At 72.6% G+C, this 20389-nt stretch carries 12 protein-coding genes and 1 tRNA gene; 8 read left to right on the top strand and 5 right to left on the bottom strand.

Annotated elements, in window-relative coordinates:
* Position 1: 1 nt before the first annotated feature.
* Positions 2-226: a DUF3107 domain-containing protein gene (locus tag ACEN8D_RS06740; protein ID WP_070419176.1), complete on the bottom strand. Its 225-nt coding sequence runs from the start codon at positions 224-226 to the stop codon at positions 2-4.
* 84 nt (positions 227-310) lie between these two features.
* On the opposite strand from ACEN8D_RS06740, the gene ACEN8D_RS06735 reads away from it, so the two are divergent.
* Both ACEN8D_RS06735 and ACEN8D_RS06730 read left to right on the top strand, forming a co-directional pair.
* Complete coding sequence (locus tag ACEN8D_RS06735) at positions 311-3466, top strand: PD-(D/E)XK nuclease family protein (protein WP_495601208.1); 3156 nt, start codon at positions 311-313, stop codon at positions 3464-3466.
* Positions 3463-6735: an ATP-dependent DNA helicase gene (locus tag ACEN8D_RS06730; RefSeq protein WP_413461773.1), complete on the top strand. Its 3273-nt coding sequence runs from the start codon at positions 3463-3465 to the stop codon at positions 6733-6735. The genes ACEN8D_RS06735 and ACEN8D_RS06730 overlap by 4 nt, the downstream gene beginning before the upstream one ends.
* 229 nt (positions 6736-6964) lie before the next feature.
* On the opposite strand, the gene ACEN8D_RS06725 is transcribed toward ACEN8D_RS06730, so the two are convergent.
* Complete coding sequence (locus ACEN8D_RS06725; protein ID WP_070416684.1) at positions 6965-7963, bottom strand: phosphotransferase; 999 nt, start codon at positions 7961-7963, stop codon at positions 6965-6967.
* A gap of 108 nt (positions 7964-8071) precedes the next feature.
* Here ACEN8D_RS06725 and nudC point away from each other — a divergent pair, with 108 nt between their 5' ends.
* Both nudC and ACEN8D_RS06715 read left to right on the top strand, forming a co-directional pair.
* On the top strand, positions 8072-9007 hold the full coding sequence (gene nudC, locus ACEN8D_RS06720; protein WP_071294993.1) for an NAD(+) diphosphatase: 936 nt from the start codon (positions 8072-8074) through the stop codon (positions 9005-9007).
* Positions 9004-10767, top strand: a complete 1764-nt coding sequence (locus tag ACEN8D_RS06715; RefSeq protein WP_413399667.1) for an ATP-dependent helicase — start codon at positions 9004-9006, stop codon at positions 10765-10767. The genes nudC and ACEN8D_RS06715 overlap by 4 nt, the downstream gene beginning before the upstream one ends.
* Here the strand turns inward: ACEN8D_RS06715 and ACEN8D_RS06710 are convergent.
* Positions 10658-11515 (bottom strand): hypothetical protein, encoded by an 858-nt coding sequence (locus tag ACEN8D_RS06710; RefSeq protein WP_309778921.1) that lies wholly within the window; start codon positions 11513-11515, stop codon positions 10658-10660. The genes ACEN8D_RS06715 and ACEN8D_RS06710 overlap by 110 nt on opposite strands.
* 59 nt (positions 11516-11574) lie before the next feature.
* Positions 11575-12951 carry a zinc-dependent metalloprotease gene (locus ACEN8D_RS06705; protein WP_070416680.1) on the bottom strand — a complete coding sequence of 459 codons (1377 nt, stop codon included), beginning with the start codon at positions 12949-12951 and terminating at the stop codon, positions 11575-11577.
* Between the two features lie 106 nt (positions 12952-13057).
* On the opposite strand from ACEN8D_RS06705, the gene ACEN8D_RS06700 reads away from it, so the two are divergent.
* The 4 genes from ACEN8D_RS06700 (at position 13058) to ACEN8D_RS06685 (ending at position 18599) form a co-directional block, all read left to right on the top strand.
* On the top strand, positions 13058-14167 hold the full coding sequence (locus ACEN8D_RS06700) for a YlbL family protein (protein ID WP_229085201.1): 1110 nt from the start codon (positions 13058-13060) through the stop codon (positions 14165-14167).
* A gap of 240 nt (positions 14168-14407) precedes the next feature.
* Positions 14408-17425: a UPF0182 family membrane protein gene (locus ACEN8D_RS06695; protein ID WP_413399127.1), complete on the top strand. Its 3018-nt coding sequence runs from the start codon at positions 14408-14410 to the stop codon at positions 17423-17425.
* Positions 17426-17489: 64 nt separating this feature from the next.
* Positions 17490-17566: transfer RNA gene (locus ACEN8D_RS06690), tRNA-Met, on the top strand.
* Between the two features lie 217 nt (positions 17567-17783).
* Positions 17784-18599 carry a carbon-nitrogen hydrolase family protein gene (locus tag ACEN8D_RS06685; protein WP_070416678.1) on the top strand — a complete coding sequence of 272 codons (816 nt, stop codon included), beginning with the start codon at positions 17784-17786 and terminating at the stop codon, positions 18597-18599.
* A gap of 536 nt (positions 18600-19135) precedes the next feature.
* Here the strand turns inward: ACEN8D_RS06685 and ACEN8D_RS06680 are convergent.
* Entirely contained in the window at positions 19136-20338 is a 1203-nt protein-coding gene (locus ACEN8D_RS06680) for an aminotransferase class I/II-fold pyridoxal phosphate-dependent enzyme (RefSeq protein ID WP_413400097.1), read from the bottom strand.
* Between the last annotated feature and the right edge of the window lie 51 nt (positions 20339-20389).

Here is a 20389-nt window from a genome sequence, read left to right as displayed (position 1 = left end):
GTCAGGCGACGAAACCGATGCGACGGGACTCCTCCGCGCCGACCTCGACGTAGGCGAGGGACGCGACGGGGACGATGAACCGACGGCCCTTGTCGTCCTGCAGCGAGAGGTGCGTCGCCTTGTCGTCGAGCGCGGCCGCGACGGCCTTCTCGATCTCGTCGGCGGTCTGGGCGGTCTCGAACGCGATCTCGCGCGGGCTGTTGGTGATGCCGATCTTGATGTCCACGAGCACAGCGTATCCGAGCGGCCCCGACGGCCATCGGGCGTTCGCCGCAGGCGCACTGTCGGTCGCTGCGGTTACCGTACGAGGGTGCCCCAGACGACGCTCACGCCCGCACCCGAGGCCACGGGCGTCGCGCGGGCGTTGGCGTCCGACCCGTCGCAGGCCGCCGTGCTCGCGCTGCCGTACGGCCGGCACGCCGCGGTCATCGGCGCACCGGGCACCGGCAAGACGACCACGCTGTCGCGGCTGGTGGCAGCACGGCTCACGCGCGACGACGCGATCTCGCCCGACGGTCACGCCACCGTCCTCGCCCTGACGAGCGCCCGCACGGCCGCCACCGCGCTCCGCGACCGACTCGCCGCCTCGGTCGACCGGGTGATGCCGGGTGCACTCGCACGGACGGTGAACTCGCTGGCCTTCCAGCTCGTCGCGCACGCCGCGGCCGTCCAGGGCCTCGAGACCCCGACCCTGCTGACCGGTGGCGAGCAGGACCGCATCATCGCCGACCTGCTCGACGGGCACGAGACCGACGGCACCGGTCCGGACTGGCCGGCACCGATCACCGCCGTCGTCCGCGAACGCGCCGGCTTCCGCACCGCGCTGCGCGACGTCATGATGCGGGCGGTCGCCGCGGGCGTGGAGCCCGAGGACATGCGCGAACTCGGGGACGACACCGGGCGTCCGGAGTGGCGGGCCGTCGGGGACTTCGTCGACGAGTACCGCGCCGCCGTGACCTCGTTCCGCGCCACCAGCCTCGACGCCGCCGAACTCGTCGCCTACGCCACGGCCGCCGTCCTGCGGGGGCAGGTCCCGGCGAGCGTCGCCGCGCTGCGCCTCGTCGTGGTCGACGACACGCAGGAGCTCGTCGAGGGGGAGATCGCGCTGCTCGGGGCGCTCGCCCGTTCCGGCGTGCAGATCGTCGCCTTCGGTGACCCCGACATCGCCGCGTCGGCGTTCCGCGGGGCCGAGCCCGACGTGCTCGGCCGCCTGGCCTCCCGGCTCGGTGTGGACCGCGTCGACGAGCTGGTCCTCGGCACGGTGCACCGGCACGCGGCACCCGTCCGCGCGCTCGTCTCCGGCATCACGGCGCGCATCGGTGCCGCCGCGGCCGGACGGCAGCGCACCGCCGTGGCGACCACGGCGGACGCCCGACCCGACGCCGTCGTGCACCTCGAGGGCGCGAGCCGTGCCGCGCTCGTCGTCGCGATCGCCCGGCGGCTCCGCGAACACCGGTTGCTCGACGGCGTCCCGTGGCACCGGATGGCCGTCGTCACCCGCAGCGGTGCCGCGATCCCCGAGCTCGTCCGCGCGCTCTCCGTGGCCGAGGTCCCCGCGACCGCCGGGGCCGCGCCCGTCCGACCCCGCGACGACACCGCGGCGCGGTCCCTGCTCGATGCCGCGGCCGTCGCGCTCGGGGTCCTCCCACTCGACCCGGTGCTCGCCACGTCCTTCGCGACCGGGCCGCTCGGCGGGCTCGACACCCTGGCGATGCGGCGACTCCGCCTCGCGCTGCGGCGGGAGGAACTCGCCGGTGGCGGTACCCGCACGGCCGACGAACTCCTCGTGGACGCACTCGGGGCGCCCGAGCGCCTGGCGACCGTCGACGCCGGGTTCGCCCGACGCGCGACGCGGCTCGCACGGAGCCTGGTGCAGGCGCACCAGGACGCCGAGTCCGGTGCGAGCATCGAGGAGATCCTCTGGGGCCTCTGGGAACGGAGCGGGCTCGCCGGCGCGTGGGGCGGCCAGTCGGCTGCCGGCGGGGTCGGTGCGGCCGAGGCCGACCGGCACCTCGACGCCGTGGTCGGGCTGTTCACCGCGGCGAAGCGGTTCGTCGAGCGCACGCCGGACGCCCCCGCGCGGGTGTTCGTCGACGACCTGCTCGGCGCCGACCTGCCCGAGGACTCGATCGGGCCCGACCGCACCGCCGGCCGGGTCCGCGTGCTCACCCCCTCGGCCACGATCGGGCTCGAGTGCGACGTCGTCGTGGTGCTCGGGCTGCAGGACGGCGTCTGGCCGAACACCCGGGTACGGGGCAGCCTGCTCGACCCCGACGGCCTGGTCCGTGCCGCCGCGGGGATCGACCACGAGACGATCGACGACCGCGCCGCCGTGATCGCCGACGAACTCCGCCTGTTCGCCCGTGCGGTGTCCCGCGCCACCACCCAGGTGATCATCGGGACGGTGGCGAACGACGACGAGGCGCCCTCGCCGTTCGTCCGCCTCGTGCCCGTGCCGCCCGACCGGCAGCCGACCGTGCACCCGCTGTCCCTGCGCGGCCTCGCCGGATCGCTCCGTCGGCGCGTGGTGGCCTCGGGCGACCACGAGGCCGCGTCCGCCCTCGCGCGCCTGGCCGAGGCCGAGGTCCCCGGCGCCGCTCCGGACGACTGGTACGGGCTCGCCGAGCCCTCGACCGACGACCCCCTCGTCGACCTCGACGCCGAGCCGGCACCCGAGCACGAGGGCGGCGAGCCCGTGCCCCCGACCGTGTCGGTCTCGCCCTCCCGCATCGGCACCTTCGAGGAGTGTCCCGTGCACTGGTTCGTGCAGACCTTCGGCGGCAGCGCCCCGAGCCCCGCGATGGGCATCGGGACGATCGTGCACGAGACCATGGAGCACGCCACCGCCGTCGACGTGGAGTCCCTGTGGCAGCACGTCGAGGGCCGGTGGGACGAGCTGACGTTCGAGTCGCCGTGGATCGCCGATCGCGAACGCGCCCGCACCCGTCGCATGATCGAGGGACTCAGCGACTACCTCCGCACCTTCGCGAGCGCCGGACGCCGACTGCTCGGGGCCGAGACCTCGTTCGCGCTCGTCACCGGGCCGGCACGGATGCGCGGCAGCATCGACCGGATCGAGGTCGACCCGGACGGCCGGGTCAGCGTCGTCGACCTCAAGACCGGGCGCTCGATGCCGAGCGAGAAGAACGACATGCCCGAACACCCCCAGCTCGGCGCGTACCAGCTCGCGGTCGAGGACGGCGCGGTCGAGGGGGTCCCCGCCGGCTCGGCGATGGCCGATGCCCGGCTGGTGTTCGTGCAGAACGCCCGCAGTGGCCGTGCCTACTCCGAGCGGACGCAGCAGGCGTTCGACGACGACGCGCGTGAGGCATACCGCCAGCGGCTGCACACCGTGGCGACGGGCATGGCCGGACGGACCTTCCTCGCGAACGTCGACGACCACTGCCAGAAGGCCCGGACCGGCGTCGAGTGCCGGATCCACGTCGTGGGCGAGGTGACCTGGTGAACGAGGAACAGCTGCTCGGCCCCGACGGCGCCCGCACCGCCTACCCCGACCGCGTCGAGCCGCCCCGGCACGACGCCGACGCGATCGCCGACGCCCTCGGACGCCCGCGCCCCACGGCGCAGCAGCGCGCCGTCATCGAGTCTCCGCTCACCCCGGCGCTCGTCGTCGCGGGAGCCGGCAGCGGGAAGACCGAGACGATGGCGTCGCGGGTCGTCTGGCTGCTCGCGAACGGGATGGTCCGCCCCGACAACATCCTCGGCCTGACCTTCACCCGCAAGGCCGCCGGCGAGCTGTCGGTCCGAATCAACGACCGCATCCGCGCGCTCGAGGACGTCGGGCTGCTCGAGGCCGGTGACGCGTTCGAAGCGCCGACGGTGTCCACCTACAACGCGTTCGCCAACTCGGTCTTCCGCGAGAACGCCCTGCTCGTCGGCCGCGACGGCGAGTCCCAGGTGCTCACCGAACCGTCCGCCTGGCAGCTCGCGCGCCGGGTCGTCGTCGCAGCGCGGGACGACCGGCTGGCCGGGCTCGACCGCGACGTCGACACCGTGACCGCCGCGGTCGTCTCGCTCGCCGGCGCAGTGTCCGAGCACCTCGTCGAACCGGAGCGGTTGCGTCGGTTCGCGATCGAGTTCGCCGAGCTGCTCCAGCTGCCGGGGAACGCCCGCGGTGGCGCGTACAAGGCGATCACCGACGCCGTCGCCGCGATCGGTGCCCTCGAACCCCTCGTCGACCTGGTGGAGGAGTTCCGTCGGCAGAAGGTGGACCGCGGGTTCGTGGAGTTCTCCGACCAGATCGCGCTCGCCCTCGCCGCGGCCGAGTCGGCACCGCGCGTCGTCACCGACCTGCGGCAGCGGTACGGCGTGGTGCTCCTCGACGAGTACCAGGACACCTCGGTCGTGCAGACGCGGTTCCTCGCCCGGCTCTTCCGCGGGCACCCGGTGATGGCGGTCGGCGACCCCCACCAGTCGATCTACGGGTTCCGCGGGGCGAGTGCCGCCAACCTCGCTCGATTCCCGCGCGACTTCGGCGGAACGTCCGACGACGGCGCCGACGCCGCACGCCCCGTCACCTTCGCGCTCTCCACCAGCTGGCGGAACCCGGTCGACGTCCTCGCCGGCGCCAACGCCGTCGTCGCGCCCCTGTCCGAGGCGTCCGAGGTCGACGTCGAGCGCCTCGTCCCCCGACCCGGGGCGGACGCCGGAACGGTCCACGCCGTGTTCCCGGAGACCCTCCCGGACGAGGCCGCCGCCGTGGCGGAGTGGTTCGCCGCGCGCCGCTCCGCCGACCCGACGGGGTCGATGGCGCTCTTGCTGCGCTCGCGGAAGGACCTCGCCGCGTTCACCGCCGCCCTCGGCGACCGGCGCGTGCCGTTCCACGTGCTCGGCACCGGCGGACTCCTGCAGCGGCCGGAGATCGTCGACCTCGTCGCGTGCCTCCGCGTGCTGCACGACCCCGCCGCCGGCAACGACCTCATCCGGCTGCTCGCCGGCGCCCGGTGGCGGATCGGCGCCGCGGACATCGCCGCCCTCCACGCCCTGGCCCGCTGGCTGTTCGGCCGCGACCACACCCAGCAGCGACTCGACGACGACGTCACCGCAGCGTTCCGGGCGTCGGTCGCCGCGGGGGAGCACGGTTCGATCGTCGACGCCCTCGACTTCGTCGCCACCGCCCCGGACGAGCACGGCGCGCTCGCCGACATCAGCAATACCGGACGCTTCCGGATGCGCGAACTCGGCCGCCAGCTCCAGGCGCTCCGGTCCCGAGCCAGCGGCGACCTCGTCGACTTCGTCACGCTCGTCGTGCAGGAGATGCGGCTCGACATCGAGGTCGCCGCGCACGAGCAGGGGAGCGGGGCGTTCCTCGACGCCTTCATCGACGAGCTCGCGGGCTTCGTGACCACGGACGACCGAGCCGACCTCGGTGCGTTCCTCGGCTGGATCGACGCCGCTGCCCGTCGCGACGACATGGGTCCCCGCTCCGAGGAGCCCGAGGCCGGCACCGTGCAGATCCTGACGATCCACGGGTCGAAGGGCCTCGAGTGGGACGCCGTGGCGGTTCCCCGACTGGTCGAGGGTGCGCTCCCGGCCCGCCCGCTGGAGGGCTCGTCCGGGTGGATCGGCTTCGGCCGGCTGCCGTACGAGTTCCGGGGCGACGCCGACGAGCTGCCGCGACTGCACTGGCGCGGGCACGACACGCAGAAGGACGTCACGCTCGCGATCGACGCCTACAAGGAACAGGTGAAGGCCCGCAACGAGGACGAGGAGCGCCGCCTCACCTACGTCGCGCTCACCCGGGCGAAGCACGACCTGCTCGTCTCCGGCTCGTTCTGGGCTGGCGGGGTCCGACCCACCGAACCGAGTCGGTACCTGCGCGACCTCGTCGACGCCGGTGTCGTGGACGCCGCCGCCGTCCCCGAGACGACCGAGCACGAGGAGAACCCCCTCGGTGACGCCGGGGCCACGCAGTCCTGGCCGCACGTGCCGTTCGGGCAGCGCGCCGCCCGGGTGGTCGCCGCCGCCGACCGCGTGCGGAACGCCAACCCCGGGGCGGCCGGTCGGTTCAGCGCCGACATCGACCTGCTGCTCGCCGAGCGCGCCGCGAACCGGTCGGCCCGGCACCGGGTGGTCGTCCCGCACCGCGTCCCGGCGTCCGGGTTCAAGGACTACCTGGCCGAACCGGACGCCGTGGCCGAGCGGCTGCGGCGCCCGATGCCGGAGCGGCCGTACCGCGCCACCCGCCTCGGCACGCTCTTCCACCAGTGGGTCGAGCAGCGTGCCCGCAGCGGCGGTTCGCTCGAGACGCTCGACGCCTGGCCGGACGAACTCGACCTCGACCCGGACGACGTGGTCGACGCCTCGGCGGACGTCGCGGTCACCGACGACGACGCCCGGCGGCTCGCCGACTTCCAGGCGACCTTCGCCCGGTCACGGTGGGCGGAGCTGACACCCATCGAGGTCGAACGGGAGATCCACATCCCGTTCCTCGGCCACAGCGTCGTCTGCAAGCTCGATGCGGTCTACGAGATCGACGGCCGGGCCGAGGTCGTCGACTGGAAGACCGGCAAGGCCCCGTCGGGCGACGACGACCTGGCGAAGCGGCAGCTGCAGCTCGCGCTGTACCGGGTTGCCTACGCGGAGTTCACCGGGCGTTCGATCGACGAGGTCGACGCGGTGTTCTACTTCGTGGCCGACGACCTCGAGGTCCGGCCGCGCGAACTCCTCGACCGCGCCGGCCTCGAGCGCGCCTGGCGGGACGCGATCGGCTGACGCCGGCCCGGCGCCGGCCGGCCTCGCTGACGCCGGCCCGGCGCCGGCTGGCCGCGCTGACGCCGGCCCGCACGTCGAACCACGAATCCGACGTCGAACCACGCGCGGACGCTGGTTCGATGTCGGAACCGTGGTTCGATCCGGACCGGTGGCGCGGCGGACCGCCGGCGACGGGGCGGAGGCGAGCCGCGCCTCCAGGGCCGACGCGCGTCAGCCGCGCCGAAGCGCGTCAGCCGTGCCGACGCTCGGTCGACGACAGCAGCTGCTCGACCTCGCCGATCTCCATCGTCTCCGGCGAGACCGACTGCAGCGGTGCCGCGCTCGGTGTCTGGACCGCGTCCACCAGCCGGTGCATCATCGCGACCGCGTCGTCGACGACCTCGGTGCTCTTCACCTGCACGCCGTGCAGCAGCCACTGCGCGGTCTCGAGCTCGTGGTGCACCCGCGCGCGCTGCGCGAGCTGCCGGTCCCGGCCGCCGCCGTTCGCCTCGTACGCGCTGAGGACGGTGTCGAACGCGTCCTTGCGGCCGGCGAGCACCCACGCGAGGTCCTTCGCCGGGTCGCCGAGCCGCAGCTCGCCCCAGTCGATGACGCCGGAGACGTCGTCGCCGGAGACCAGGATCGTCTCGGTGCCGAGCGACCCGTGCACGACGGTGGGCGTGAACTGCCAGAGCTGCTGGTCGCGCGCCGCGCCCTCCCACCGCTCCTTGAGCGCCGCCGGGACGAGCTTCGTGGCGACCGCGCGGTCCATCACGGAGACGGCGGAGCGCAGGACCTCGAACGGGGTGAGGGACGGCAGACCGGCGTCGGTGACGAAGCTCGTCGGCAGCTGGTGGATCGCGGCGATCGCCCGGCCGACGCTGGTAGCGAGCTCCGGTCGTTCGACGAGGGCCTGCAGCTTCGGGTGGGTCCCGGGCAGGTACGAGGTGACGATGGCGCGGGTCGAGCCGATCGGCGCCTGTCCGCGGTACTCGGCGACGCCGAACGGGAGGCGCGTGCGGATCCCGGCGCTCAGCGCCCGGATCGCGACGAGGTCGGCGGACTGTCGGGCCTCGGCCCGCTGGTTGCGTGGGCGGCGGATCGCGGACCAGGCGCCGTCGGCGTCGCGGAGGACGGCCGACTCGTAGTCCCCGGACGCGGCCGAGCCGAGCGTGCGCGTGCCCGTGACGACGAGGCCTGAGACGGCCGTGGTCGCCAACGCGGCTAGAGTGAACTGGGATCCCGCCATGCCCCTCAGGGTAGGTCCGCAGCCGGTGGTCGAGCGTGCGCCACGCTGGCCCGCGGCAGCCCGGGCTCCCGCACCGCCGACCCGATCCGACCCGAGGAGCCCCCTGCCGTGACCGTCGAGTTCGCCGCGAGGCTGCCCCTCTCCCGCAACGACCTCGACCGCGACGCGGAGTTCCGCACGACGGACGACCTCGACCGGGTGCTGCGGGACGACCCGTCGACGCGGTACCTGCCCGTCCGCGGCTCCGAGATGCTGCGGAACGCCGACGGCACCCTCCGTTTCGTCTCCGCCGATGCCGTGCCGGTGGACGCGGTGACGCTGTACCTCGGTCGCGCCGTGTCCGACGCCCCCGATGCGCCCGCCGGCACCCGGTTCGTCGCCGCGTTCCTCGACGCCGAGACCGCTGCCCGGATCGAACCGGCCGACGACGCGTGGGAGAGCCTGCGGATGTTCGGGACCGAGCTGTCGCCGCGCGACCAGGGCCTCGCGGTCGAGGCCGTGGCGATGGCGAACTGGCACGCCGTGCACGGCTTCTCGCCCCGCACCGGGTCCGCGACCGACGTGGTCACCGGCGGCTGGGTGCGTCGCGATCCCGAGGGGCACGAGCACTTCCCGCGCACCGACGCGGCGATCATCGTCGGGGTCACCGACGCCGACGACCGGATCCTGCTCGGGTCGAACGCGGCGTGGGACGCGGACCGGTACTCGCTGCTCGCGGGCTTCGTCGAGCCGGGGGAGTCGCTCGAGGACGCCGTCCGGCGCGAGGTCTGGGAGGAGTCCGGCGTCCGCGTCGAGGAACCCGAGTACCTCGGCTCGCAGCCGTGGCCGTTCCCGGCGTCGCTCATGCTCGGCTTCCGCGCCCGTGCGGTGGACGGGGACCCGACGACGGCTCGGCCGGACGGCGTGGAGATCCTCGACGTCCGGTGGTTCTCGCGCGACGAGATCCGGGAGCGTGCGGGCGACACCCTGCTGCTGCCGGGGAAGACGTCGATCGCCCGCGCCATCATCGAAGAGTGGTACGGCGGGCCGCTGGACCTGCCGTGAGCAACGCCGCCGCCGGGGCCGGGGCCGAGCCGCTCCGACCGCCGTCGCCGGACGAGCTCCTCGCCGCGCTCGACGCCGAACAGCGAACCGTCGCCCGGACCCTGCTCGGTCCCGTTGCCGTCCTCGCCGGCGCCGGCACCGGCAAGACCCGCGCCATCACGCACCGCATCGCGTACGGCGTCGCGACCGGTACCTACGCGCCGAACCACGTCCTCGCCCTGACCTTCACCACCCGGGCGGCCGGCGAACTGCGGTCGCGGCTGCGCTCCCTCGGGGCGGGCACGGTGCAGGCCCGCACGTTCCACGCCGCGGCGATGGCGCAGCTCAGCTACTTCTGGCCGGACACCGTCGGCGGCCACGCCCCGAAGATCGTCGAGTCCAAGGGCCGGATGATCGCGCACGCGGCGGACACGGTCGGCCTGCGGGTGGACACCCCGACGCTCCGCGACCTGGCCGGCGAGGTCGAGTGGCGGAAGGTCCAGATGCTCTCGTACGACGAGTACGAGGCCGCGGCGGCCGACCGGGTCATGCCGCGCGACACCGCTCCGCGCCGGGTCCTCGACCTCATGCGCGCGTACGAGCAGCTCAAGGACGACCGGCGGCAGCTCGACTTCGAGGACGTCCTGCTCGCGACGCTCGGCATGGTGGAGTCCGAGCCCAGGGTGGCGTCGTACGTCCGGCAGCAGTACCGCTTCTTCGTCGTGGACGAGTACCAGGACGTCTCGCCCGTGCAGCACGACCTCCTGCGCGCGTGGCTCGGCGGCCGGGACGACGTCTGCGTCGTCGGCGACGCCAGCCAGACGATCTACTCGTTCGCGGGGGCGTCGAGTCGCTACCTGCTCGGCTTCGGCTCGGAGTTCCCCCGCGGATCCGTGCTGCGGCTCGAGCGGAACTACCGCTCCACGCGCGAGGTGGTGCACGCCGCGAACGCGCTCATGCGCGGGCAACCGGGCGCCCTCGACCTCGTCGCGCAGCACACCGAGCCCGGACCACGGCCCGAGGTGCTGGCGTGCGTGCACGACGGCGACGAGGCGCAGACGGTCGCCCGGACCATCGCGTCGCTGGTCGCCGACCCGGCCTCGGGCGCGTCCTACGGGGACGTCGCGGTGCTCTACCGCCTCGGCGCCCAGGCCGCCGCGGTCGAGTCGGCGCTCGGACGCGCAGGCATCCCGTACCGGGTCCAGGGCGGCACCCGCTTCTTCGACCGCCCCGAGGTGAAGCTCGCGGTGCACCACATGCGGGGCGAGGCCGTCCGGCAGACCGACGACGAGCTCACCCGGCGGGTCGGCCTCGTGCTGCAGGTGAGCGGGTGGACGCCGACGCCACCGGAGGGCACCGGCGCCGTGCGCGAGCAGTGGGAAGCGCTGCAGGCGATCATGGGCCTCGCCGAGGACGCTCCCGCCGGCACGACGATGCAGCAGTTCACGCAGGACCTGGTGGACCGTGCCGCGACGCACCACGAGCCGGAGCTGGACGCCGTGACCCTCGCCACGCTGCACTCGTCCAAGGGTCTGGAGTGGCCGCACGTCGTGGTGATCGGTGCGGCCGAGGGGCTACTCCCGATCTCGTACGCCACGACCGACGCCGAGGTCGACGAGGAACGCCGGCTCTTCTACGTCGGGCTGACCCGTGCCCGCCGGTCGGTGACGGTCACGTGGTCGCGACAGGGTTCCACGCGTGGGGGAGCCCGGGTGGCGAGTCGGTTCCTGGCAGCGCTCGGCACGAACAGCGCGGATGGAACGTCACTGGGAGCCGACTGACCGACAGGTCGTCGCGCTCGAAGACCAGCTGGTCCGGACCGGGGTGCTGGGTGCGGGACGGCAGCCGTTCGAGGAGCATCCGGGTCGCAGCCGCCGCAACCGCCGCGATCCGGTAGGGCGAGAGCGGTGCCGCGGGGCGGCCCCACACCTGCGCCGCGATGGCCGGCCAGCACGGGTCGTCGTCGACGTGCGCGTACTCGACGCACTGGAGGCACGGCCCGGCACCCGGGACGACGAACGGCCCGAGGCGCACGCGTCCGTCCCCGACGACGACCGGCAGGTGGGCGGTACCCCGCCGGGTCCAGGCAGCGCGGACCGCCGGGTCGACGACGTGGTCGGCCACCACCACGGCGAGCTGGGGATCCGGGTCGGGGACGGTCACCGGTCCACCACGCGGCGCGGTCGTGCGCGCGACCGTGACGCCCTCGCCCGAGAGCAGTTCGGCGACCGCGTCCGGCAGGGCGCCGGTGCCGTGCACCTCGACCCGGGCCAGCGGTTCCGGCAGGACGTCGACGACCGCGGGCGAGGCGTCCCCGAGCACGCGCGCGGCGAGACCGGGCGGACACCCGCTCGCCGCGGCGACCCCGGAGAGGGCATCACGGCCGGTCTCGCGGCGGAGTGCGCAGAGGAACCGTTCCTCGGCCGTGCTCGGGACCGGCACGACGGCGCGGGGAGGATCGACCCCGAGCTGGACGGTGGTCGGGTCGCGCCAGACGAACTCGAGGGTCGGATCGATGCGGATGCCCATGCCCCCACGCTGGCGGACCAGGCGCCCGCGCGGGGCAGGGACAGCGGATCTGTGGAGAACTACTTCGGAGCGTCGCCCTCGTCGACGTTGCCGGACTCGTCCTCGCGCGGACGGTCACCGGTGGCGTCGTTGAGCAGGTCCTCGAGCGCCTTGTCGAATTCGTCGTCCTCGGCGGAGCGGCCGGGGTTGCGCAGCCGGGCCACGAAGGCGTCCGGCGCGTCGATGTCGTCCGAGGTCGGGACCGCGTCGAAGTGCGACCAGAGCGCGTCGCGCTGCTCGGTGCCGAGCTCGTCGGTGACCCGCTGCCACATCGCCGCTGCTTCGCGGAGGCGGCGGGGGCGGAGTTCGAGGCCGACGAGGGTCGCGAACGCCGACTCGGCCGGACCACCGGCGGCACGACGACGTCGGACCATCTCGGCGATCGCGCCGGACTTCGGCAGACGCTCGGTGGCGGCGGCGGTCACGGTGTCGACCCAGCCCTCGACGAGCGCGAGCATCGTCTCGAGGCGGGCGAGGGCGGCCTCCTGCTCCTCGGTGCGCGGCGGGATGAGGGCACCGGACGCGAGGGCGTCACGGAGCTGCTCCTGGTTCGTCGGGTCGATCTCGGACGCGAGCTCCTCGACGCGGTCGAACGGGATGTGGATGCCCCGTGCGTAGTCGGTGATCGACGAGATGATGTGCAGGCGGAGCCAGCGGGCCGAACGGAAGAGCCGTGCGTGCGCGAGTTCCCGGACGGCCAGGTAGATGCGGACCTCGTCCTCGGGGACGTCGAGTCCCTCGGCGAACTCGGCCACGTTCTGCGGCAGGAGTGCGGCGACCTGCTCGTCGAGGAGCGGCACGCCGACGTCGCCGCCGGACACGACCTCCTTCGAGAGCTGCCCGACGACCTGGCCGAGCTGGATCGCGAACAGTGCGCCGCCGACGCCGCGCATCGCCTTCGAGACGTCGCCGAGCATCGCCTTGAGCTGCTCGGGGGCACGCTGCTCGATCGCCTCGGTCAGGGCGTTCGAGATGCTCAGCGCCACGGGTTCGGCGATCTGCGCCCACACCGGCGTCGTCGCCTTCGCCCACTGCTCGCGCGTGTAGAGGCTCGGCGTCGCGGTGAGCTCGGCGACCGAGGTGGCCTCGTCCAGCCAGAGCGCCGCGACCTGGAACGCCTGGTCGGCCGCCTGCGAGGTCGCGGGGTCGACCGGGTGGCCGCCCTCACGGGCGATCGCGGTGGCGCGCTCGGACGCGACGGAGAAGTCGATGCCGTCACCGCCCGACTGCGCGGCACGCTGCAGCTGGCTCATCAGGTTCGCGACGAAGGCCGGGTCGTTCGGCAGTCCGGCGGCACCGGCGAGCTGCGACGGGTCGATCTGGCCCTCGCCGGAGAGGAGCTTCCGGAGCATCTCCTGGAAGTCGTCGTCCGGCCCCGGCTGCGGTTCATCAGGCATGACGACTACGCTAATCGCTGCTCACGGGGCCGCGCCTGGGACGCCCCCGTGGGAACGCCCGAACCGCTGCGCCGAGGGCGAACAGCCCCCGTGGAAGGACGTTCTCGTGACCCTCTTCGCCGCCGAGCCCCGTCGTCGTCCCCGTTCCCGGACCGTCGGCTGGGCGTTCGTGATCGGTGCCGTCGTCCTCGGGCTCCTCGCCAGCCTGCTGCCGAGCCCCTACCTGATCGAGGTCCCCGGCCCGGTGTACAACACCATCGGGACCCAGGAGCAGGGCACGGGCAAGGACGCGAAGCAGGTCAAGCTCATCCAGGTCGACGGCCACCCGACCTACCCCACCGCCGGTGCACTCGACATGCTCACCGTCGGCATCCAGGGCGACGCCACGAACCGCCCCTCGTGGACGAGCGTCATCCGGGCGCTGTTCACGAAGTCCGAGGCGGTCATCCCGGCGTCCGCGATCTACCCCGAGGGCGTCACCACCGACCAGGTCAACCAGCAGGACACCGCCGACATGCAGCAGTCGCAGCAGTCCGCCGTGGCCGCGGCCCTCATCCAGCAGGGGTACGAGCTGCCCACCGACCTCGAGGTCGGCACGGTCCAGAAGGGCTCGGCAGCCGACGGCGTCATCGAGAAGGGCGACGTCATCCGTTCCTTCGACGGGACCTCGCTCACCGAGAACGCCGACGCGACCTCGCTCCGTGAGCTGGTCGCGAAGCACGGCACCTCGGGCCCGGCGACGGTCGTCGTCGAACGCGACGGCGCCGAGAAGACGGTCGAGCTCACGCCGCGGAGCGAGCAGGGCACGGCCCTGATCGGCGTGGGCGTGACCGAGCAGTACGACTTCCCGTTCCGCGTCTCCATCGAGCTCCAGGACGTCGGCGGCCCGTCGGCCGGGATGATGTTCGCCCTCGGGATCATCGACGAGATCACGCCGGGCAAGCTCAACGGCGGCAAGCACGTCGCCGGCACCGGCACGATCACCGCCGACGGCGAGGTCGGCGCGATCGGCGGGATCCGGCAGAAGCTGTACGGCGCGAAGGACGCCGGCGCGACCGTCTTCCTCGCCCCGGCCGACAACTGCGGCGAGGTCGTCGGCCACGTCCCGGACGGACTCGACGTCTACAAGGTCGCCACGCTCGACCAGGCGGTCACCGACCTGCAGACGATCGCTTCCGGGAAGAGCACCGCGAAGCTCGCGCGCTGCACGTCGTAGACCCGGCCGCGCGCTCCAGGCGACGTCCGCGGTCGTCGCGATCCGTGCCTCCCGAACCGTGTTCCAGGAGGCGCGACCCACCATCCTGAGTCTCCGTACAGTTTCAGGGGTGCTCACGCCACATAGGATCGATGCACTGACGGCCCGCCGCGCCGGGCCCGCCGGTTCGACACGTCTGGAGCACATCAAGTGACGACAACCTCGTCCACCTCGGGGCGGCGTTCGCCGCGGGTCCCGATCGTGGTCACGATCATCGTGCTGGCCGCACTGGTGATCGCCTTCTTCATCTTCGCGAGCCTGTACACCGACTACGCGTGGTTCGCGCAGCTCGGCTTCCAGCAGGTCCTGACCACGCGGTGGATCGCCGGGACCCTGATGTTCCTCGCCGGGTTCCTCGGGATGGCGGTGCCCGTCTACGCGAGCATCGCGATCGCGTTCCGGTTCCGGCCGGTCTACGCGAAGCTCAACTCGCAGCTCGACCGCTACCAGCAGGTGATCGAGCCGCTGCGCCGTGCCGTCATGATCGGGATCCCGGTCGTGCTCGGCATCTTCGCCGGGCTGTCGACCGCCGGCCGGTGGAGCATGGTGCTCGAGTACTTCAACCGGACGCCGTTCGGCAAGACCGACCCGCAGTTCGGGCTCGACATCGGTTTCTACGTGTTCGAACTGCCGTTCTGGCGCGCGATCGTGGCGTACTCGTCCGCCGTGGTGCTCATCGCCGGGCTGGCCGCGCTCGCCGCGTGCTACCTGTACGGCGCGATGCGCTTCGGCGGCCGCGAGGTCCGGATCTCGAAGGCCGCGCGCATCCAGCTCGCGATCACCGCCGCCGTCTACGTCGCGCTGCAGGCCGTGAGCCTCTGGCTCGACCAGTACGCCGCGCTGACGAAGTCGAACTCGCTCATCACCGGTGCGCAGTACACCGAGGTGAACGCCGTCATCCCGGGTCGCGAGATCATGGCGGGTATCGCCGCGATCGTGGCGATCCTCTTCATCGTGACCGCGGTCATCGGCCGCTGGCGCATCTCGATCGTCGGCACCGGGCTGCTGCTCGTCGCGGCGATCGTCATCGGCGGCATCTACCCCTGGATCGTCCAGCGCCTGCAGGTCAAGCCCTCGGAGCGGACGTTCGAGTCCGCGTACATCGAGCGGAACATCAAGGCGACCCGTGACGCCTACGGTGTCGCGGGCGTCCAGGAGCAGAACTACGACGCAACGACCGAGGCGAGCTCCGGCGCCCTCGCGCAGGACGCCCAGACGACGGCGAACATCCGCCTGATCGACCCGAAGATCGTCTCGGACACCTTCAGCCAGCTGCAGCAGTACCGGCAGTACTACCAGTTCCCGAAGGAGCTCGACGTCGACCGTTACGACGTCAAGGGCGAGACCGAGGACACCGTGATCGCGGTGCGCGACATCGACCTCGACGGCCTCAGCGCGCAGGCGAACACCCCGTACAACCGCGCCTTCGTCTACACGCACGGCTACGGCGTGACGGCGGCGTACGGCAACCAGCGCGCCAGCGACGGCAAGCCGGTGTTCCTCGAGTCGGGGATCCCGTCCAACGGTGCCCTCGGCGACTTCCAGCAGCGCGTGTACTTCGGTGAGACCTCGCCGGCGTATTCGATCGTCGGTGCGCCGAAGGGCTCGAAGAACGTCGAGCTCGACTACCCGTCCGGCTCGGACGAGAACGACGACAGCGGCGGCAACGCCACGACGACGTACGCCGGCGACGGCGGCCCGAGCATCGGCAACTTCTTCAACCGGCTCGTCTACGCCGCGAAGTTCCAGTCCGAGCAGATCCTGCTGTCGAACGCCGTGAACCAGGACTCGCAGATCCTCTACGACCGCGACCCGATCACGCGCGTGCAGAAGGTCGCGCCGTACCTGACCCTCGACAACGACGCGTACCCGGCGATCGTCGACCACCGCATCCAGTGGGTCGTCGACGGCTACACGACGAGCGACGCGTACCCGTACTCGCAGAGCCAGAGCCTCTCCGACACGATCGCGGGTGCTGAGAGCTCGGCGTACCGGACCGACCAGGTCAACTACATCCGGAACTCGGTGAAAGCCACGGTCGACGCGTACACGGGCAAGGTGACGCTCTACGCCTGGGACACCAAGGACCCGGTGCTCAAGACGTGGCAGAAGATCTTCCCGACGGCGACGAAGCCCGTGTCGAGCATGAGCGCGGAGCTGCTCGACCACGTGCGGTACCCGACCGACCTGTTCAAGGTGCAGCGGTCGATCCTCGGCACCTACCACGTCACGAACGCGAACTCGTTCTACTCGGGTGACGACGCCTGGAACGTGCCGCAGGAACCGACCTCGGGGACGAACGACACCGACACCTCGGACGCATCGACCACGACCAACTCGGGCACGAACGCGCTCGGGGCGACCACCACGACGACGGCCAAGGGCAACCTGCAGGACCCGTACTACCTCACGATGAAGGTGCCGGGGCAGGGGACCGCGTACACGCTGTACACGACCTACATCCCGCAGCAGTCGGCCGGGGCGAACAACCGGAACGTGCTGACCGGGTACCTCGCCGTGGACTCCGATGCCGGAGGCGCGGGGAAGGGCAAGAAGGGGTCCGGCTACGGCAAGCTCACGCTGTTGACGATGCCGAAGACGGACAACATCCCCGGGCCTGGTCAGGTGCAGAGCCTCTTCAACGGTGACTCGACCGTCTCGCAGGAGCTGAACATCCTGAAGCGCGGGAACTCGACCGTGAAGCAGGGCAACCTGCTCACGCTCCCGGTGGGTGGCGGCTTCCTCTACGTGCAGCCCGTGTACGTGCAGTCGACGTCGAGCGGCTCGTACCCGCTGCTGCAGAAGGTGCTCGTGGCGTTCGGCGACAAGATCGCGTTCGAGGACACCCTCGACGAGGCGCTCAACAGCCTCTTCGGTGGCGACTCGGGTGCGTCGGCCGGTGACTCCGGTGCGTCGGGTGGCTCGAGCGACTCGGGTGCGTCGTCGGGTTCGGACTCCGGTTCGGGCTCTGACTCCGGTTCGGGTTCGTCGGACTCCGGTTCGTCGTCCGGCTCCGGTTCGTCGTCCGGCTCCGGTTCGTCGTCGGGCTCGGGCACGGTCGACAACGCGGCGCTGCAGAAGGCCCTGAACGACGCCAAGCAGGCGCTGCAGGACCGTCAGGACGCCTACGCGGAGAACGACCTGGTCGCCGCCGCCGAGGCTGACCAGCGACTGCAGGACGCGATCCAGGCCGCCACCGAGGCCGAGGGTTCGAACTAGACACACCGTGGCGGGGCACTCGATTTGTGCCCCGCCACGGCCCCGTGTAGGCTGTTCAACGTGCCGCGGGGTGGAGCAGTTCGGTAGCTCGCTGGGCTCATAACCCAGAGGTCGTAGGTTCAAATCCTGCCCCCGCAACCAAGCGTCACAGAGAAGGCCCCGGTCCAATCGGACCGGGGCCTTCTTCGTGTGCGCGTGCTGGCCGGCGTGTGCGGTGTCGGTGGGTGCGTGTGCGGTGCCGGTGGGCGCGTGTGCGGGTGGGCGGCGCCGAGTCTCGGCCGGGCGGACAGTTTCGCGCCCGCACTGCGCGAGGAACGTCCGCGGAGCCGAGTCTCGGGCCGCCCGGTACGCTCGGCGGATGGGCACCCTCACCGTCGCCGCGGCGCAGTTCGCACCCGTGGACGACCCCGTCGCGAACCTCGAGACCGTCCGCGGCGCGGCAGTCGACGCCGCCGCCCGACACGCCGACCTCCTCGTCACGCCGGAGTACACCTCGTACTTCACCGCCGAGATCGACGACCGGTTCGTGGCCGCCGCCCAACCGTTGGGCGGTCCGTTCGTCACCGGTCTGCAGGCCGTCGCCCGCGAGGTCGGCATCGCCCTCATCGTCGGCGTCGCCGAAGCCGCTGACGTCCCGGACCGCTTCCGGAACACCCTCGTCGCGGTCCTGCCCGACGGGTCTATCGCTGCGACGTACCGGAAGGTGCACCTCTACGACGCGTTCGGATCGAAGGAGTCGGACCACATCGAGTCCGGCGACCCCGAACAGCTGCCGGTGTTCGAGCTCGGCGGGCTGCGCGTCGGCCTCGAGACCTGCTACGACCTGCGGTTCCCCGAGGTCACCCGGCGCCTGGCCGCACCCGAACACGGCGCCGCCGACGTCGTGGTCCTGCCCGCCGAGTGGGTCCGTGGCCCCGGCAAGGAGCACCACTGGAGGACGCTGCTCACCGCCCGTGCCATCGAGAACACCGTGTGGGTGGTCGGGGTGGGACAGACGCCGCCGGTCGGCATCGGAGGCTCGGTCGTCCTCGATCCCTCGGGCGTCGCGGTCGCCGCTGCCGGGGCGGTCCCGGGGATGCTCGTCGCGGGGATCGACACCGCCGTGACGGACGCCGTGCGCCGCACGAATCCGTCGCTGGCGCTCCGCCGCTACGAGGTCACGCCCCGCCCCTGACCCGCGCGACGTTGCGCCGAGGAGGCGTGCGCGTGTGCGCCCCGCCGAGCGGGCGAAATGCGTTGCTCTGGAGGCACGAGCGGATCCCATTCCGCCCACTCGCAGTGGCGCGGGTGCCGAGCGGGCGAAATGCGCCGCTCGGCAGCGGCGACCGGGTACTTATTCACCCGCTCGCGGTGGGCGCGGTCGCGCCCGTGCCGAGCGGGCGAAATGCGTGGGCCTGGAGGCGCGGGCCGGGTTGATACCGCCCGCTCGCGGTGGGGCGCGGGGGAGGCGTACGTGTGTGCGCCCCGCCGAGCGGGCGAAATGCGTTGCTCTGGAGGCACGAGCGGATCCCATTCCGCCCACTCGCAGTGGCGCGGGTGCCGAGCGGGCGAAATGCGCCGCTCGGCAGGCGCGGGCGGGCACATATTCGCCCGCTCGCGGTGGCGCTCGTGCCGAGCGGGTGAAGTGCGTGGGCCTGGAGGCGCGGGTCGGGTTGATACCGCCCGCTCGCGGTCGGGCGGGCGGGTCCGGTCCGCCCGCCCGCGGGGGAGTCAGCCGCGCAGGGCGAGACCGGCGAGCCGAGCGGCGGCGTCCTCGAGCACCGAGCGCCGCTTGCAGAAGGCGAACCGCACGAGTGACCGGTAGCCGTCGGCGTGATCGGATCGGACGAACGCCGAGACCGGGACACCGACCACCCCGGCGAGCTCGGGGAGCTGCAGGCAGAACGCCCGGGCGTCCTCGTACCCGAGCGCGGCCGTGTCGGCGATGACGAAGTACCCGCCGTCCGGGCGCATCACCTCGAAGCCGGCCGCTCGGAGTCCCGCGGCGAGCAGGTCGTGCTTGGCGGACAGCTCGGCGGCGATGCCGGCGAACACACTGTCCGGCAGTCGGAGCCCGGTCGCCACGGCGGGCTGGAAGGGCGCGCCGTTCACGAAGGTCAAGAACTGCTTCACGGTGGTGATCGCGTCGACGAGCGCCGGCGCCGCCGTGAGCCAGCCGATCTTCCAGCCGGTGGTGCTGAAGGTCTTCCCAGCGCTCGAGATGGTCACGGTGCGATCGGCGGCACCGGGCAGGGTGGCGATCGGGACGTGCGGGACGTCGAAGGTCAGGTGCTCGTACACCTCGTCGGTGACGATCACGGCGTCGTACTTCGTGGCCAGTTCGACGATCGTGGTGAGCACCTCCGTCGGGAGGACACGGCCGGTCGGGTTGTGCGGGGTGTTCACGAGCACCGCACGGGTCCGGTCGGAGAACGCGGCGCGGAGGGCGTCCTCGTACGGGAGGAAGTCGGGCGCCCGCAACGACACCGTCACGTGGGTCCCGCCGGCGAGACCGATGAGCGCGCCGTACGCGTCGTAGAACGGTTCGAAGGTGATGACCTCGTCGCCCGGCTCCACCAGGGCGAGGAGTGTCGCGGCGAGGGCCTCGGTCGCGCCGGCGGTGACGAGCACCTGGCGGTCGGGATCGACCTCGAGGCCGTACCACCGGGCCTGGTGCTCGCTGATGGCCGCTCGGAGGTCCGGGGTCCCGCGTCCGGGCGGGTACTGGTTGACGCCGTCGCGGATGGCTGAGACCGCTGCCTCGAGGACCTCGGCGGGACCGTCCTCGTCCGGGAAGCCCTGCCCGAGGTTGACCGCGCCCGTGGCCGCCGCGAGCGCACTCATCTCGGCGAACACCGTCGGCGCGGGGACGCCGTCCGGGCCGAGGAGCATCGCTCCTTCTGCTGCTCGCAACCAGGGTCCTGCGTGGCGCATGTGGTTCCCTCCGAGGTGTCGACCGCACTCGCGGCGCTGAACGGACCCCAA

Source organism: Curtobacterium sp. Curtsp22, from assembly GCF_059492135.1.
The sequence above is the reverse complement of the archived record's forward strand: the minus strand, read 5'-3'. Positions and strand labels throughout refer to the sequence as shown.

Excerpts from the sequence above, each read along its gene's own strand:
- ACEN8D_RS06725 (WP_070416684.1), bottom strand. The coding sequence starts at position 7,963 with ATGGCGGGATCCCAGTTCACTCTAGCCGCGTTGGCGACCACGGCCGTC.
- ACEN8D_RS06710 (WP_309778921.1), bottom strand. The coding sequence starts at position 11,515 with ATGGGCATCCGCATCGATCCGACCCTCGAGTTCGTCTGGCGCGACCCG.
- ACEN8D_RS06705 (WP_070416680.1), bottom strand. The coding sequence starts at position 12,951 with ATGCCTGATGAACCGCAGCCGGGGCCGGACGACGACTTCCAGGAGATG.
- ACEN8D_RS06685 (WP_070416678.1), top strand. The coding sequence starts at position 17,784 with ATGGGCACCCTCACCGTCGCCGCGGCGCAGTTCGCACCCGTGGACGAC.
- ACEN8D_RS06680 (WP_413400097.1), bottom strand. The coding sequence starts at position 20,338 with ATGCGCCACGCAGGACCCTGGTTGCGAGCAGCAGAAGGAGCGATGCTC.